21 protein-coding genes and 2 pseudogenes are annotated in these 15,042 nt (G+C 70.7%); 11 read left to right on the top strand and 12 right to left on the bottom strand.

What is annotated here, in order from left to right; all coding sequences use genetic code 11:
- Positions 1-20: 20 nt before the first annotated feature.
- The 11 genes from TU30_RS26570 to TU30_RS26520 form a co-directional block, all read right to left on the bottom strand.
- On the bottom strand, positions 21-404 hold the full coding sequence (locus TU30_RS26570) for a hypothetical protein (protein WP_042174529.1): 384 nt from the start codon (positions 402-404) through the stop codon (positions 21-23).
- Positions 397-2,361 (bottom strand): hypothetical protein, encoded by a 1,965-nt coding sequence (locus TU30_RS34700; RefSeq protein WP_052479919.1) that lies wholly within the window; start codon positions 2,359-2,361, stop codon positions 397-399. The genes TU30_RS26570 and TU30_RS34700 overlap by 8 nt, the downstream gene beginning before the upstream one ends.
- A gap of 117 nt (positions 2,362-2,478) precedes the next feature.
- Positions 2,479-3,066, bottom strand: a complete 588-nt coding sequence (locus TU30_RS26560; RefSeq protein WP_042174527.1) for a hypothetical protein — start codon at positions 3,064-3,066, stop codon at positions 2,479-2,481.
- A 3-nt stretch (positions 3,067-3,069) separates the two neighbouring features.
- Complete coding sequence (locus TU30_RS26555) at positions 3,070-3,567, bottom strand: hypothetical protein (RefSeq protein WP_042174525.1); 498 nt, start codon at positions 3,565-3,567, stop codon at positions 3,070-3,072.
- The gene (locus tag TU30_RS36170; protein WP_052479918.1) at positions 3,564-4,742 is read right to left on the bottom strand and encodes a hypothetical protein; all 1,179 of its coding nucleotides are present in this window, start codon (positions 4,740-4,742) and stop codon (positions 3,564-3,566) included. The genes TU30_RS26555 and TU30_RS36170 overlap by 4 nt, the downstream gene beginning before the upstream one ends.
- 25 nt (positions 4,743-4,767) lie before the next feature.
- Complete coding sequence (locus tag TU30_RS26545; protein ID WP_042174521.1) at positions 4,768-4,971, bottom strand: hypothetical protein; 204 nt, start codon at positions 4,969-4,971, stop codon at positions 4,768-4,770.
- The gene (locus TU30_RS26540; protein ID WP_042174518.1) at positions 4,968-5,273 is read right to left on the bottom strand and encodes a hypothetical protein; all 306 of its coding nucleotides are present in this window, start codon (positions 5,271-5,273) and stop codon (positions 4,968-4,970) included. Before TU30_RS26540 ends, TU30_RS26545 begins: the two co-directional genes overlap by 4 nt.
- 149 nt (positions 5,274-5,422) lie before the next feature.
- Positions 5,423-5,629, bottom strand: a complete 207-nt coding sequence (locus TU30_RS26535; RefSeq protein ID WP_042174516.1) for a hypothetical protein — start codon at positions 5,627-5,629, stop codon at positions 5,423-5,425.
- A 72-nt stretch (positions 5,630-5,701) separates the two neighbouring features.
- On the bottom strand, positions 5,702-6,175 hold the full coding sequence (locus TU30_RS26530) for a hypothetical protein (RefSeq protein WP_042174514.1): 474 nt from the start codon (positions 6,173-6,175) through the stop codon (positions 5,702-5,704).
- A complete protein-coding gene (locus TU30_RS26525) occupies positions 6,175-6,390 on the bottom strand; it encodes a hypothetical protein (RefSeq protein WP_042174512.1) in 216 nt (71 codons plus the stop codon). The genes TU30_RS26530 and TU30_RS26525 overlap by 1 nt, the downstream gene beginning before the upstream one ends.
- Positions 6,387-6,689 carry a hypothetical protein gene (locus TU30_RS26520; RefSeq protein ID WP_042174510.1) on the bottom strand — a complete coding sequence of 101 codons (303 nt, stop codon included), beginning with the start codon at positions 6,687-6,689 and terminating at the stop codon, positions 6,387-6,389. Before TU30_RS26520 ends, TU30_RS26525 begins: the two co-directional genes overlap by 4 nt.
- 186 nt (positions 6,690-6,875) lie before the next feature.
- On the opposite strand from TU30_RS26520, the gene TU30_RS26515 reads away from it, so the two are divergent.
- From TU30_RS26515 to TU30_RS35665, 7 genes and pseudogenes are all read left to right on the top strand, one after another.
- Positions 6,876-7,679 (top strand): GntR family transcriptional regulator, encoded by an 804-nt coding sequence (locus TU30_RS26515; RefSeq protein WP_052479917.1) that lies wholly within the window; start codon positions 6,876-6,878, stop codon positions 7,677-7,679.
- A gap of 164 nt (positions 7,680-7,843) precedes the next feature.
- On the top strand, positions 7,844-8,149 hold the full coding sequence (locus tag TU30_RS26510) for a hypothetical protein (protein ID WP_042174508.1): 306 nt from the start codon (positions 7,844-7,846) through the stop codon (positions 8,147-8,149).
- A gap of 354 nt (positions 8,150-8,503) precedes the next feature.
- Positions 8,504-9,682 carry a hypothetical protein gene (locus tag TU30_RS26505; protein ID WP_158719367.1) on the top strand — a complete coding sequence of 393 codons (1,179 nt, stop codon included), beginning with the start codon at positions 8,504-8,506 and terminating at the stop codon, positions 9,680-9,682.
- Positions 9,679-9,852: pseudogene (locus tag TU30_RS37680) on the top strand (DnaB-like helicase C-terminal domain-containing protein); the annotation flags it as partial. The gene TU30_RS26505 and the pseudogene TU30_RS37680, both read left to right, overlap by 4 nt.
- Before the next feature lie 200 nt (positions 9,853-10,052).
- Positions 10,053-11,327, top strand: coding sequence for a DNA methyltransferase (locus tag TU30_RS37675; RefSeq protein ID WP_052479916.1), 1,275 nt, complete (start codon positions 10,053-10,055; stop codon positions 11,325-11,327).
- 224 nt (positions 11,328-11,551) lie between these two features.
- Positions 11,552-11,803, top strand: coding sequence for a hypothetical protein (locus TU30_RS35670; protein WP_042174503.1), 252 nt, complete (start codon positions 11,552-11,554; stop codon positions 11,801-11,803).
- 80 nt (positions 11,804-11,883) lie between these two features.
- Positions 11,884-12,249 carry a hypothetical protein gene (locus TU30_RS35665; protein WP_042174501.1) on the top strand — a complete coding sequence of 122 codons (366 nt, stop codon included), beginning with the start codon at positions 11,884-11,886 and terminating at the stop codon, positions 12,247-12,249.
- 151 nt (positions 12,250-12,400) lie between these two features.
- Here the strand turns inward: TU30_RS35665 and TU30_RS26480 are convergent, their stop codons facing one another.
- Positions 12,401-12,619: a hypothetical protein gene (locus TU30_RS26480; protein WP_042174498.1), complete on the bottom strand. Its 219-nt coding sequence runs from the start codon at positions 12,617-12,619 to the stop codon at positions 12,401-12,403.
- Between the two features lie 373 nt (positions 12,620-12,992).
- On the opposite strand from TU30_RS26480, the gene TU30_RS26475 reads away from it, so the two are divergent.
- The 4 genes and pseudogenes from TU30_RS26475 to TU30_RS26460 all read left to right on the top strand — a co-directional run.
- Positions 12,993-13,520, top strand: coding sequence for a hypothetical protein (locus tag TU30_RS26475; protein WP_052479915.1), 528 nt, complete (start codon positions 12,993-12,995; stop codon positions 13,518-13,520).
- A gap of 70 nt (positions 13,521-13,590) precedes the next feature.
- On the top strand, positions 13,591-13,965 hold the full coding sequence (locus TU30_RS26470) for a hypothetical protein (RefSeq protein WP_042174496.1): 375 nt from the start codon (positions 13,591-13,593) through the stop codon (positions 13,963-13,965).
- On the top strand, positions 13,962-14,240 hold the full coding sequence (locus tag TU30_RS26465; protein ID WP_042174494.1) for a helix-turn-helix domain-containing protein: 279 nt from the start codon (positions 13,962-13,964) through the stop codon (positions 14,238-14,240). Before TU30_RS26470 ends, TU30_RS26465 begins: the two co-directional genes overlap by 4 nt.
- A 33-nt stretch (positions 14,241-14,273) precedes the next feature.
- Positions 14,274-15,042 (top strand): annotated as a pseudogene (locus tag TU30_RS26460) (hypothetical protein); the annotation flags it as partial.

Below are 15,042 nucleotides of genomic sequence, written 5' to 3'. Positions count from 1 at the left end.
CCCGGCCGCGGGGGCGGGGGCTATTCCTGGGTGAGCCAGCCGCGGTCGATGTCGTAGACCTCCCGGCCGGCGGTGGAGCGGGCGGCGGCCTCGCCGATCCGGGCGTGGCTGGCCTGGTTCTGGTCGTGGGCGGCCTGTGCGGCGCGGGCGGTGGTGTCCCCGGCGGCCGCGTAGTCGATGACGCCGGCGGCCAGGCCGTCCATGAGGCGGGCGAGTTCGCGGGTTTCGGCGACGGTGGCGGAGTCGACTTTCAGGGCGCCGATGGATTCGGCGAGGCGGGCGGTGTCCTTGGCCTCGTCGGCGAGGCTTTTGGCGTGGCCGCGGATGGCTTCGCTGGAGCGGGTGACATCCCGGGCCAGGGCGGCGGTCTGCTTGGCGAGCTGGGCGTACGTCAGGTCAGGCACCGGCGGTCTCCATGTTCCGGTAGTAGGCCATTTCGGCGGGGCTGGTCTCGGGCGAGTCGACGACGGCCTGGTAGATGCCGCCGTAGCGGGTGTCGGTGTTGGCGGTCAGGGCCTTGCAGGCTTCTGCGGCGCGGGCGGCGCGGGTGCGGATCTCGCCGGCCTTGCCGACCTGGACCTGGGCGTGGTCGGCGAGCTTGGTGAGCGCGGTGACGAGTTTGTCGCCGCCTGCGATGCCGCGGGCCTGCTCGAGGAGCTGGGTGATCTGCTTGGCCTGCTCTTGGGCGTGCTGCTCGAGGACGCGGGTGGCGTCGCCGACGCGGGTCATGGTGTCGGCCTTGGTCTCGAGGCGCTGCTGGAACTGGCGGAGGGTGCGGACCTCGCCGCGGCTGATGCGGTCGCGGGCGGCGCCGGCACCGAGGTGGACGTGGGTGGCGTCGGTGCTGGTGACGGGGACGGGCTGGGGTCCGGGGGCGTGGTCGGGCTTGGGCGGCACCGTCTGGTAGTCGGCGCTGGAGGCGGGTGCGGTCACGGGCTGGTCCTCGGGGTGGGTGCGGGCTTGCTTGCGCTGGGCGTGGGCCTCATCGAGGCGGGTCTTCTCGCGGGCGGCGACCTGGGTGGTGTCGGCGTAGCCGTCGCGGGCGCCGTCGCGCCAGGCGTGCATGTGGGCGACGGTTTTGGCGGCGCGGGTGCCGTCGCGGTAGCCGGCCTCCCGAGAGTTCTGGAGGTTGATGCGCTGGGCGGGCACGCGCGGGCCGGGCTGCTTGCGGGGCTCGGTGTCCTTGTCGCCGTGCGGTGTCTTCTGCGTGCCGGTGCCGCCGTCCTGCGGCGTCTTGGGGTCTTTGTCGGGCGTACCCGTGCCGTCGGTCGTCTTGTCGTTCTTGCGGCCGGTCTTGTCGAGGCTGACCTTGCCCGTGCCGCCCGTGGACCCGGCGTCCTTCGCCTCGGGGCCCGTGGGCCGGTTCTCCTTGCCGGTCGGGGTGTTCTTGCCGGTGTCGGGGGCCGGGCCGGTCTTGGCCTGCTTGCTGGTGTCCTTGGCCGTGCTGGAGGTCTTGGGGCTGGGGGCGTCCTTGCCCGGCTTCCCGGCCGGGTCCTGCGTGCCGGCCGTCCCGGACTTGCCGGTGCCTCCCCCGCTGCTCCCGCTGGTCTTCGGCCCCGGCCCGGTCGGCTTCGTGTCGTTCTTCGGCCCGGTGCTGCTGCCGCCGCCGGGCTGCTTCACGGAGCCGCTGTCCTTGCCTGCGCCGCGTCCACCGGTGGAGTCCTTGCCGGGGCCCGTGCTGGTGCGCCGGGAGTCGCCGCTGGTCTTCGTCCCGGTGTTGCTGCCGCGGCTGCCGCCGCCGGTCTGGCCGCCCGCCCCGCTACGGCCGGTGCTGCCGGACTGGCCGCCACCGGAATTGTTGGTGCCGCCCGCCCCTCGGTTCTTCGGCCCCGTGCCGCCGCTGTTTCCGGCCCCGTTGGACTTACTGTTCAGGGATTTCCCGGCGGCGTTGTTCTTGCTGCCGGTACTGGAATTCGTGGACCCGCCGGCCATTTTCTCGGAGCGGTTCACGGTCACGGTTTCCTTGACCTGCCGCGCCTGGGCCTTTGCCTTCTGGATGTCGAGGCGCTTGAGGCGGGCGTCGCCGCCTTTCCGCCAGCGTTCGGCGCCGGCCCGCAGCCACGCCTTGACGACGCCTTCCTTCGGCGTGCCGCCGCCGTTGCGGGTGGTCCCGGAGTTCTTTTCGGGGGCGGCTTCCTCGAGTTGGTAGGTGTCGCTGGTGACTCCGGTGGCGGCCTGCTCCGGGGTGTCGGCCGGGCCGGTGGCGGGGTCGAGGTTGAAGTCGGCGCGGGCGGGTCCGACGGGGGCGAGCAGCCCGGCGATCCCGCCCTGCTGCTGCCCGTTGCTGGGGGTGGTGGGCGCGGTGCTGGGGGGCGGGGCGTGGGGGCCGGGGACGGCCGCGGGGGCCGTGTCGCTCGCCATCTTGCTCCTCACTTTCGGTAGTTACTACTACTGATCTCGTTGGGGGTGAGCCCCTGGTCGGGGGCTCTATTGCGGGGTGTGGGCGGGTCTTTCCGGGGTGCCGACCGGTAGTAAGAACTACGCAGGGTGACTCTTGGTGCTCTTTCGGACGGCGACGGCGAGACCGAGACCGAGGACGCCGGCCCCGAGGAGGGCGCCGGGGTTCACCCCGCCGTCGTCGCCCGTGCCGGTGGTGGTGGCGGCGGCCTGCATGTCGCTGCCGAGGGTGGCCGGGTACTGGGTCTGGCAGTCCTCCACCACCGACCGGTAGGAGGCGCCGAGCTGCTTGCCGATCAGGCCCTTGTTGTCGTTGACGCAGGCGTCGATCTGCTTCTGCCGGGCAGTGTCGACGGCGGCCTGGGTCTCCATCTGGGCGGCGGTCGCCTTGTTCAGTTCGCGGATTTCCTCGAGGCGCAGTTCCTGCTGCTTGAGGGCGATTTCCTGCGCCTTCTGCTCGGCTTCCGCCTGCTGTGCGGCGTAGTGCTGCCAGCCGAACAGGCTGCCGCAGGCGAGGAATGCGCCGCCGATGCCGAGGGCGGCCTTTCCGCGGGGGGTCAGGCCGGTCTTCACCGGCTGCGCGGGAATGCCGTAGGGGTGCGGGTCGGCGTATCCGCCGGTGATGACGTCGTTGAATTCCGGGTCGTGGAATTCGGGGCTGTTGTGCATTGCTTATTCTCCGTTCGCTCGGGCCTTGTAGGCGGCCTTGACCAGCAGGGTTTCGACGGTGGCCGGGGTTTGGCCGGGGAGGTCGTTCCAGGTGAAGAAGCTCATCTGGATGCCGGCCTCGTTCAGGGTTTGCTGCATGTAGGCGACGGCCCGCTCGCGTGCGGCGGGGGTGACGTGGCCGGTCTTCTCGAGGAGGTTCTGGGCGCCGCGGATGCACATCCGGCCGGTGGGGGACACGTCCAGGGACTGGCACCAGCCGTACCGGTGGAGCGTGTCGAGGACCTGCTTCAGGTGGGCGGAGGGCTTCTGCGGGGTGGGGTTCTGCCACCAGCCGAGGTCGGTCATCGCGTTGCGGAGCGCGGCCGGGAGGAGGCGGTGGGTCCAGGGCGGGGCGGCCGGGGTCGCGGGGGCGGTCGCCGACCGGGCGGGTGCGGGGCGGGCCGGTACCGCGGACGGGGGGACCGTCCGCGGCTCACGGCCGGGGGTGCGGGTGGCGGTCACAGGTACATCCCCGTTCCGTCGCTGATCCGGTCCCGGGCGTCCTTGAGCCGACGGCCCGCGGTCGCCGGGCTCACACCGAGGAGCTGAGCCGCCGTGTTCTTGGTGAGCCGCTCACCGGACTTGAGCCGGTGAGCCAGCTCAGCAATCTGCTGCTCCTTCTCGTCGGTGCTCTGATCCGTCTCGCCCGGCTCACCGGCGGCCGTCTCAGCGGCGGCCTGGACGGTCTTGGCGAGAGCGGGCTCACCCTGGCTCAAGACCGGCTCACGACGGATCACCTGGTCAGAGGGCTGAATGATCGTGCGGGCGTCGGGCAGTGCCGGAGTGTGAGCCGAGCCGACGGGCTCAGGCCGCTGGCTGAGGATCACGGTGCTGCCGGTCGGCTCACCGGTCGACTCACCCGACTCGATGGCCGGGAGGGCGGGGTGAGCCGGGGCGGGCTCAGGGGTGCCGGTGAGCATGGACAGCAGAGCCGAGTTGGCGCCGTCGGTGAACCGCTCACGCTGGACGGCGATGAGCCCTGAGCCGAGCTGTGCGTCGCCGTCTCCGACGCGGCGCATGAGCTTCCACGCGGTGAGAGCCGACGCCTGGCGGACCTTCTCCTCGGGGTGCCGTTCGGCCTGAGCCGCGTGGAAGGCGATCTGCCGCATGATCTCTGCGTTGCGGCGTTGGGCCTCGGTGTCGGTGCCGGTGCGGTGTACGACGATCCGGCGGGCGAGGAAGCTGATGCCTTCGGCGGAGGCGGTCATGGCGAGCGGGGTGAGGGCGTAGATGACGGCTTCGCGGGGGGTGGGGGCGATGGCGAGGCCCATGACGGCGGCGGCCGCGGGGAGGACCCACAGGGCGGCGCGGGCGATGAGGGGGGCGGCCTGGCCGAGCATGGTGACGCCGACCATGACGAGGGCGGCGACGAGGGTGGCGCCTTCGCCGGCGGCGACGATGCCGAGGGCGGTTTCGGAGCGCTTCAGTTCGGCGTTGGCGTTGGCGTAGGTGCCGATGGCGCCGCCGATGCCGACGGCGGCCATGATGAGGGTGGCGACGGTGAGGACGGCGATCTGTCCGCCGGACAGCTTGCGCTTGGCCTCCTGTTCGGCGAGGGGCTGCCCCGGCGCGGTGGGCGCGAGGGGGCCGTCCTCGGTGGGGCGGTGCGGCTCGTTGCCGGCCGGGGTGGTGTTCACGGGGATCGGTGTCCTTTCCGGTGGTTCAGGCGGCGGGCTGGTGGTTGGGGTTGTCGTCGGTGTGGTGGTTGCAGAAGCCGCAGCGGGTGGCGGTGGCCGGGTTGGGGGCGGTACAGAACCAGCAGTCGCGGGTGGCCGGCTGTGCGGTGAGGGCGAAGTAGGCCTCGTACTCGCGGTTGTCCCACTGGGCGGGGTCGCCGTGGGTCTGGCGGAACTCGCTGCCGGTCATCGCGTGGTCCCGTGCTTGGCGTGGTCGGTGGCGAGGGTCCGGAGCCGGTCGAGTTCGGTGGGGCTGGTGTTGCGGGCGCGGATGGAGACGGTGCAGCCCTTGGTGGGGCAGTTGTAGAGGGTGGTGCGCATGGCCTGGCCGACCTGGGCGGCGAAGTACAGGCCGGTGGTGAGGGTGAAGGCGACGACGGAGATGACTGCCGTGGTGCTGGCGCCGTGGTCGGCGATCTGCTTGCCGAGGCCGGCGGCGAGGACGGCGAAGGGGGCGAGGATGCCTGCCTGGGTGATGGTGGCCTTGTGCACGGTGGTCCTTCCGGGTGGTGTGTCGGGTGGGGGTGTCGCTGGACTTGCTGGGTGCCGTACCGGCGTGGGGGTTTTCGCCGGTACGGCCTCCGGCGAGGCCAGAGGGTGGGGCCCGGTGGGGGGGGGAGCCTGGCCCCGGTCGGGGGGGGTCAGAGCTGGTTGGGCCGGAGGTCGAAGGCGAGGACGGTGGGGGTCGGCATGGCCTGCGGGAAGTACTGGTTGGCGAGCGCGGTGAAGGCCTGGTGCCGGGTGGTCCCCGGGGCCAAGGAGGTGAAGCCGTGGACCGTGGCGGTACCGGCCCTGGTGGCGATGGTGAGGAGGAAGAAGTACTCGCGGGGCTGGGGCTGCTCGGGCACGGCGGTTGGTGTCCTTCCTGGTCGGTGGCGGGGTGGGGCCCGGCCGGGATCGGTCCGGGCCCCGGACGGGGGTTAGCGGGGGCGGTTGATGGACTGCTTGTTCTTCTCGGCGTTCTTGCGGCTGAGCTCCTTCCTCTGCTCCTCGGTCATGGCCGGCACCTCCCCCCGGGTGTGCAGGCGGTTCTCGGTAATGAGGGCGGCGGCTTCGTTGGTGTGGTCGCGGGGGATGTATTCGGCGGTCTCGAAGGCGTGGAGTTCGCCGAGGTGCTGGAGGTTCTTGCGGATGTCGTCGGGCAGGTGGTGGAGGGTGGGGTTGTCGGGTCCGGTGAGGGTCTGGACGGTGACGGCCAGGAGGTGGGGCAGGTCGGGGACGCTGGGGTTGCCGAGGATCGTCAGGAGGGTCTGGGTGGCGTCGGTGCTCATGTGGCCGGCGCGGATCGCGGTGTCCATGTCGGCGAGACCGTCGAGGATTTTGGCCAGGCCGGGGATCCAGGCGAAGCCGTGGAAGTCCTCGAGGGCGTCGGCGAGTTCGGAGGGTGCGTCCATCACAGGTTTCCGTCCCATTCGCCGGTGACCAGCTGCTCGTAGGCGGCGGCTGCGGCGTCCGGCTCCAGGGAGGTGAGGACGTCGTCGAGGTAGGAGAGCGGGTCGACGAGGAGGAACAGGTCGGTGACGTCGGCGTAGAGGTGGGGGTCGTTCTGGGCGACGGCGGCCGGGGAGTATTCGCCGGACGGGATGGCCTCGAGGGCGGGCTGCTTCACGCGGCCACCGCCTTGATGACGCGGTCGGTGCCGGTCCAGATGGCGCCGGTGTAGTGCTCGGTGCCGGCGTGGACGTCGCGGACGAGGACGGCGAACCGGGCGGCGTTGCGGCGTAGGATCCGGCGGGCCTCGGAGAGGTCGATGACGACGGCGCGGACCTCGACGAGGCGGGGGCCGTCGTAGTAGACGGTGCCCGGCCGGCGCGGGCCGATCTGCGCGGCGGTGACGCGACGCAGGGCCTCATCGGCCTGGGAGGTGTTCGGGGTACTGGCGGGTGCGGGCTGTGCGATCCTGTTCATGGATCGTGCCTCCTGGGGACAGGCGGGCTGGTCTACACACGCGGCTCCCGGTGGTGAAGCACCGGGGGCCGTTCTGCGTGCTAAGACCTGTCGTGATTGACTAGACACACCATATCTCTGGGCTAGCCCTACTTGTCAATAGGCTAGCCCAGAGTGTGTAATGCAGTCACACGACAGGAGGCATCAATGCCGATCGAAGATGGTCCAAAGACCTACCGGGAGCTCGCGGAGCTCCTGCGGGGTCGGATCGAGGGGGGTGAATACCCGCCCGGAAGTACGTTGCCGCCCATCACCGAGCTGATGGACACCTACAAGCTCGCGCGCCAGACCGTGCGGGCGGCGTTGAACCAGCTGGCTTCGGAAGGGATCGTCCGGAGCGCACCGCGCAAGGGGACGGTCGTGCAGGCCCGCACCGAGCGGCGCCGCATCACCAGAAGCCAAGTCGTCACCCGTAGCACCGCCGGCATGTACGTCTTCCCTGCCGCCAGCTACCCGGACGAGGCATGGCAGACGCACGGCACACCCAGGCGGTCATACGAGCCGGCGCCCGACCGGGTTGCAGAGATGTTCTCGGTCGAACCGAGCAGTGAAGTTCTGCGGCGACGACGGATCATGTCGCCCGAAGAGGAGCCGCCGTTCCAGATCGTCGACACATGGTTGAGCCCGCAGGCGGTTGAAGACGCCCCGCGGATCGGCGAGAAGTCGACAGGGCCAGGCGGATATCTCGACCGCTTGGAGGAGGCCGGCCACGGCCCGCTCTCCTGGATCGAGACCGTGAGGACGCGCATGCCTTCCGAGGAGGAAGCGCAGCTTCTGGAGATCGCCGCATCCATGCCTGTCATGGAGATGACGCTGGTAGGAAGATCAGGGCGTACAGGTGACGCACTCGAGGTGACGATCCGCGTTATCCCGGGTGACCGCGTGGAGCTCGTGTCTGAGCTAGTGCGCGATGCGTCTGCGGCTTGGCCTCGGAAGGAGGGGGTGCGGTAGCCAGTAGGTGACGGCCGACCGGTGATCAGACCGGCCGACCGTCGAAGGCCGTTGACCTGCGAAGACGAACGGCCCAGCACAGACCACCCGTGAAGGAAGGACCTGTACGTGGCAAGCCTATCGCCCCTTCCCTTGAAGGGAAGTAGTCGGCTTGAGGTGCGCGCATGACCAAGCCCGACTACCCCGCATACATCTCGTTCACCGACGCCGCCACGCTCATCGTCCGCCGCGGCCTCGCCGGCAGCATGACGCCCCGCGGCCTGCGCTACATGGCCATCTCGAGGAACCGCGAGAAAACGCCCGCAGCGCAGCGGTGGCCGTTCGGTGACGAGCCAGGCCAGGAGTCGTACCTGGTCGCCGGGAAGACGCGAATGATGCGCACCGCCCGGCTCCTTGAGTACCTCGAGAAACACCCACCCAAGGGGCGCGGTCCAGCTCGTGCTCCTGGCAGTTCCGCCAGCACGTCGTGATGGTCGCGTCTCCGACCGCCGTGATCGCAGCCACGGCCCGGAAGACGCAGAACGGCCCGGCAGGAGCTCGCAACTCCTCCGCCAGGCCGCCCAAGCAAGGCCAGCGGATTTCGCAGCCCGCTGGCAGTCGAAGCACCACAACGTCATGAGCGAGGCTTCATGCCCATCGTAGAGCTTGTTTGCGGTACGCCAAGTAGGACCCCCTTCCCGATCGGCCGGAAGAGGGGGGGCTGACCAGTGAGCTTGGACCCCGAAGTTCGCCGCGGAGGGAACCTGCCGTTCGGCATGGTCGCGGCCGTGTGGATGTGTGACCCGCGATACTCCACGAATGCCCGGACACTGTACGCAATCCTGGTGACCTACGCAGACACACAGGTCAGGAACACCAGACGCGGCAAGCCGTACCGGAAAGAGCTGGCCGCGCAGATGGGTGTGTCCGTCTCCACGGTCGACCGGACCCTGGTGGAGATGGCGGTCGCCGGCATGGTGACCATCGAGGAGCGCCCGGACCCGGAGAACCCGGCGAACAACGAGGCGAACGTCTACCACCTGCACGATGCGCCCCTGATGTGGCAGGGGAACGGCGACTGGAAGGACCCGCTGCCGTCCGGCGTGAAGGCCGCGGACGTGGCCAAGCAGGCCATCGAGGCCCGGCGTGCGGAGAAGCGTGCGCAGGGCAAGGAGCGTCGTGGTGGGGTGCCGAAGGGCGTGAACCCGAAGGCGGTGAAGGCTGCCCGCGAGGAGTCCTCCGAGGCCACCGGGGGAGGGGGTGAAGGCGAGGGGGGCAGCACGGATGCTGCCAGGGGGAGCAGCACGGATGCTGCGCGTCTGGCAGCACGGATGCTGCGCAATATCCAGAGCCCGCACCAGACCCCTTCTCCAGAGCCCTCTTCTTCTCCGGACGGCCGTAGGCCTACTACAGGTAGTAGCCGCTCGAGCTCGAGCGGCTCCGCCGCGTCCGGCAAAAGCAAGCCCCCCTCCCTCACCCAGGCCCAGCGGCAGCACGTCGAAGCGTTCTTCCAGGCGCTCCCCAAGGAGCTCGCCGACCTGGTGCCGGCGAACCCGCCCGGCAACCTGAAGGCGGCGGTCCTCGAGGCCCTGGCCGACGGCCAGCCGCAAGGGCGCACCGCGGGGCAGCTGGTCGACTTCCGGCTGCTGCCGAAGTGGAACAAGCACTACGCCTCGAGGGACACCGTCGGCCCGCTCGAGAAGCCGGTGGGTGTCCTGGTGGCGATACTGCGCCGGGATGCGGAGTGCCAGGACCCGCGGTGTGACGAGCGGACGAACGTCGACAGCGGGCAGCCGTGCGTCTCCTGTGAGCAGCGGGGCGTGGACAGGCGGGCGGACCGGGCCGCAGAGCAAACCGCCAAGCCCCCGGAGCCCTCCGCAGCCCCGCCCGCACGGAAGGCGCCGGCGAAGCGCCCTGAGAGGCCCGTTCCGCCGCCTCGAGCGGTCTCCATGACGGAGGTGTCCGACCAGCAGCGCGCCCTTGCCCGGCAGGCCGTGATGAACCGGCCGCGGGGGTCCCGATGAGCATCCGGACCCGACAAGACGAAGCCGATACCGTGCCTCTTCAGCACGCCTTCCCTACTGGCTTCACCGAGCTGGACATCCTGACCGGGGGCCACCTCCCCGGCCGGCTCACGGTCATCGCCTCACGGCCCGGCCTGGGCCGCTCTACCCTCATGACCGACATGTGCCGGCACGCAGCGATCAAGCTGGACGTGCCGATCGTGGCGACCAGCCACCTGAACCGGGCTCCCGAACAGCGGTCCGATGCTGGACGACCTGCGGGAGTCGGGGAACCCCCTACGGCGACCGGGGCCTCACCGCAAGCAGGGGAACACCACGACGAAACCGGCCGATCCTTGAACCACGCCCCAGCCGACTCCCGGGAGAGTGCATGCCCACCCCGTACTACGAGGCCGACGGTGTCATCCTCCACCTCGGCGACAGCCTCACTGTTCTGCCCACCCTCGGCGAAGCATCCGTGGACGCGATCGTCGTGGACCCGCCGTACGAGATCGGCATAGCCGGCCGGGACTGGGACCGCACCGGCATCGCCTACAACGTCGCCCTGTGGGCCGAGTGCCTGCGCGTCCTCAAGCCCGGCGGGCACCTCGTCAGCTTCGGCGCCCCCCGCACCTACCACCGCATGGCCTGCGCCGTGGAGGACGCCGGGTTCCGCGTCATCGACCAACTCGACTGGATCTACACGCACGGCAAGCCGAAGGGCACCGACTTGGCCCGCGCCATCGACCGGCGCCGTGACGACCGCGAGCAGGTGCTGCAGGTGACTTCCTGGCTGGCCGCCGCCCGGGACACGGCTGGTTGGACGAACAAGCGGATCGACGCCCTGTTCGGTTTCTCCGGCATGGGCGGGCTGTGGACCACGCAGGGCAAGGCCGCCATCGTCCCCACCGATCAGCAGTGGGCGCGGCTCCGGGAAGAGATCGGTTTTGACGACACGGAGATCCTGCCGCTCGTCACCGAACTCAACGCCCGCAAGCACACCGTCGGCGAGGCATGGGAAAAGCGGGAGATCGTCAGCCGCAAGGCTGGCCGTGCGCGCGCCGCGGGCCTGTACGGCGCGTTCTCCGAGGACCGCATCGAGTCCCTGCCCGCGTCCGACGAGGCTCGCCGCTGGGCAGGCTGGAACACCACCCTCAAGCCCGCACACGACCCGATCCTGCTGGCCCGCAAGTCCACCGGCTACGACTCCCTCGTGGGCGGCCTGCTGCGGCACGGCGTCGGCGGCCTCAACGTGGCTGGTTGCCCCGCGGGCGGCGGCTACCCGACGAACATCCTCCTCGGGCACGATTGCCCGCCCGGCGGCTGTCTGCCTGGCTGTCCCGTCCGCGAAGTCGGCGACTCAGTCCGCTCGTTCCCCGTGTTCCGCCTGGAGTCGAAGACGCCAGCGTCCGAGCGGGTGGAGGTCGACGGCGTCCGCCACGACACCCCCAAGCCCCTCGCCCTCATGCGCTGGCTCGTCCGCCTCGTCTGCCCGCCCGGCGGGACCGTCCTCGACTGGGCGGCCGGCTCCGGCACCACCCTCCTCGCTGCCCGCGACGAAGGCATGAACGCCATCGGCATCGAGATGGACCAGGCACACGCCCGGATCTGCGAACACCGGCTTGCCGAGCCGTACAGCGAGACGCTGTTCAGCGACACCGCCTAACCCGGCCCCAGCCGCGCCAACGCTCCCGGGTCTTCCGGCTCGGGTGCATCGGCGTTTCCGGTCGGGCCCACCCGGGACTCCCGGTCCCGCCAGCGCCCCGTGTGACATCCCCCTCCCCCACCAACCCACGAGCCCCGCCCGCCGCGGCTGGTTCGCGTCCTTGCCGCCCCACCAGCGGCTCCGCCACCGTCGACACATCCACTTGCCGACGGAAGGAACCCCACTTGGCCGCGCCCACCGCCCCCACCCCACACAACCGGATCCGCCAGCAACAGGGCCGGTTCCTCCTCGGCTTCGCCCGGCTCGTACAACGCGTCCTCGCCCACCGACGGACCCGCATGGACGTCGCCCTCCGCAACCGGGCCATGCGCGCCGCCCACGCCCACGGGATCGTCCCTCGCACCATCGCCCGGGAGGTCGGGCTGAGCGGGGAGACGACCCGGCAGGTTCTGCGTGGGGAGCCAGTCGGCGAGTAGCCGGTCCTGCGCATGCCCGCTCCTCCGCCGGCCAGTCCTGGCATGATGCCCCCTCAGACACACACGTTCTGGGGGGACTCATGCGTACCCGCACCACCACCACCGGCGTCCTGGCCGTCCTCACCCTAACGCTCACCGCATGCAGCAGCAGCGACAGCAAGCCCGAGACGGTCCCGAGCACCGTCACCGCGTCCGCGACGCCGTCCACGGCACCCACGCTCTCCGAAGACGAGCTCAAGCAGCAGTGCAGCGACGCCATCGCCGAAGCCGCACCCGGCTGGGACGACTGGAACTACAACCCCGGCGCCTGGCAGGCCGACCCCCGCACCCCGGAGGTGTGCCAGGGCCTGGCAGACGAGGCCAACCCGGCCCGCGGGAACCGGGCGTTCATGGACGCACTGACCACCGGTCTGGAGATGGCGGACGATCCGCGCGCCAGCCAGTAGGCCGTGGCCCGGTCGTACGCAGGTGGTGACAGGAGTAACTGGTGGGGCGTAGCGTCACGCATTCGGTAGTCGTGCGGACCTGATCTTTACCATCCTGGGCGAGAGCTTTTCAGCGCTGCCTCCCCCGCACGACTACCGCACCCCCTACGCCCTACGCGGCGGTCCCTTGTCCGGCCTCGTCCGGGTCCCCGACCGGTCGTGTCAGCCCGTCGTCCACCGCCGGGCGGCGGCCGCGCTCCGTCTCGTCCAGCTCCCAGTGATGCCGGCATTCCTCGCACCGCACCCCGTCCACCAGTACCTCGTCCTCCCCGTTCGGGCAGTCCGTGCCGTCCCCGCGGCCCGCGCACGCCTGTTCCCTGGTGTCCCCCATGGTTTGACCGTGAGGCCGGCCGGTGGCGTGCGGGAGGGTGTGGGTGGGGGCGCATGGGTGTCCGTCCCCCGTGCAACGCCTCAGCACCTGTCTGGAGTCCCACACGGCGCTGCCGGGCGAGGGGCAGGCCGGCGGGCGGTAGGGGGCAACACCCCCCGGAATTCCCGGTCATTCTGGAGGTGTCCCGGCATGGGACCTCCGATCAAGCGCCCCCACGATCCGACTCCTTTGCGGTAGGGGAAGCGCTGGTGCAGCCCCCGCTTGTCACGCCGGGGGTTGCTTCGCGTGCGGGCGAGTGCGCGGAACCCATTGCATGCGTAATGGAATATGGGTTACAGTGGTGGGGTATCCACACCACACCCCGGGGGACCCCATGACCCAGCACCACACGGCCGTCGTGAACCTCGAACTGCTGCCCGCCGTCGCCTACTCCCGCCCCACCGACGACACCCTGCGCCCCCTGCCCGACGGCTACCCGGCAGACCGCATGACCATCGTTCGCGCCGACCAGGTCCGCGCCGGCGACCTCGTAGTGGCCAGCGCCGACCAGCCCCTGAGGCGCGGCAGCCGGATGTGCTGGGCCACCTACCTGTACGCCCCGTACATCGCCCAGCCCGCCCCGTTCGAGGCCGACTGCCCCTCCTGCAAGGCGTGGACGTCCGGCGCCCAGGGTCCGTGGGTCACCCTGTACCCGCACTGCCCGGAACGCATGGACGCCCTGATCGCCGTCATCCCGGCAGACCGCCCGGTGGAGACGCTCCCGGCGTGCGTGCACTCCTGCGCCTGCGACAACGGCCGCCTGCGCCAGACGGTGCGGAGTTTCTACCCGCCCGCGGTCTGTGGCACCTGCCACGGGCGACCCTGCCCCGACTGCCGGACCACCGGCCGCACCACCCACTGACTCAGGGGCAACACCCCCCAACGTTCCGCGAGAGCCTGAACCCACCCCGGCCACACCCACGGGAGAACCCATGCCTACCAACCACCTCCACGCCGCCATCCACCGCGTCGCCGACATCCTCGAAACCCGCATGAACCAACTCTCCATCTACGACACCGGGGCCCCCATCACCGACCAAGTCCTCCTCTACGCGGTGCTCCCCATCGACCCGAAGACCGCGTTCGACTGGGACCAGTGGACGACCGCATACCGCCAGACCCGCCGCGACGGCACCCGGCCCGCAGTCAAGACCCTCCACAACGAACTCCGCGACCTGCTGACCCAGCAGCTCGGGGGCGAGATCGGACTGGCCGGTGGCGGCACCTACTACACGCCCGACCAAGTCCGCCAGACCCTGGCCTCTACGGGCCCGGCCGTCGGTGAGACCGAGGAGAGCGCGGCATGAAAATCCGCGCCGACATCGCCACCCTCATCCGCGAAGGCCACACCAACACCTCCATCGCCCGCCGACTCCACTGCGACCCCTCCACCGTCGCCCGAGCCCGCCGCGCACTCCGCTACCCGCCCGCCGACCACCTCGGCCGGCTCTACGCCGAAGCCGTACCCACGGGCCGCGTGAAGGGCTACCGGCCCGCGGACGGACGGATGCCGATCAGCCCCGCCCAGCAGCAAGCCAACCGCGAACGGCTTCTCGCCGCCCTCCGAAAGGACGCCGCCTGACCCTGACCCGACCCCCAACCGGGAGGCCCCGCCGTGACCACCACCCACATCGGCCGCTCGTTCCTCGGGATGCGTCCCGACATCGAAGACTCCTGCCCCTGCCCGAAGGCGCCATGCGGGCTCGTCATCGCCGACGAGGCCAGCCCGGAGTGCGGCCAGCATCACTGGTCGGCGGCGAAGACGATGCGTCAGTCGCACCCGGCGGACGAGTGCCCCGCCGAAGCCCGACCCACCCCGGCCGCCCCCGCGGGCAGCCTTCCCGATCTCACACCACCATCAGGAGACCCGATCATGACCGACCAGCAGATCACCACCGCCCTCACCCACCGCCTGCGTCTCGCGCACGACTACATGCAGACCCACGGCTGGACACAGCACACCGAAAAGGACGGCCTGGGGCGGGTGTGTCTGACCGGAGCGGTCCGACTGTGCTCACCCAAGACCGGTGACGAGTACCTCGTCAGGGCTGTCCTCCAGCATCGGGGCCTGGCGGAGTCCTGGAATGACAGGCCGGACCGCACCGTGGCCGATGTGCTGGATGTGCTCTCCACACTGGAGATCACGGATGCCGACCTGGAGCACACGTTCGGTCCCGGATGGGCCGGCGTGGTCCGGGTCGTGCGTGAGGCCGCCACCCTGACGGAAGGGCAGGCGAACCAGATCTCCGCCGCCTGGGATGCCGCCCAGTCTGCCGCCTGGTATGCCGCCCAGTGTGCCGCCCAGTGTGCCGCCTGGGATGCCGCCCAGTCTGCCGGCTGGGATGCCGCCCAGTGTGCCGCCCGGCCTGCCGCCTGGGATGCCG

Source organism: Streptomyces sp. NBRC 110035 (assembly GCF_000829695.1).
In the GTDB taxonomy this organism is placed as follows: Bacteria; Actinomycetota; Actinomycetes; order Streptomycetales; family Streptomycetaceae; genus Streptomyces.
Note: the sequence above shows the minus strand (reverse complement) of the source record. Positions and strands in the feature narration are given on the sequence as shown.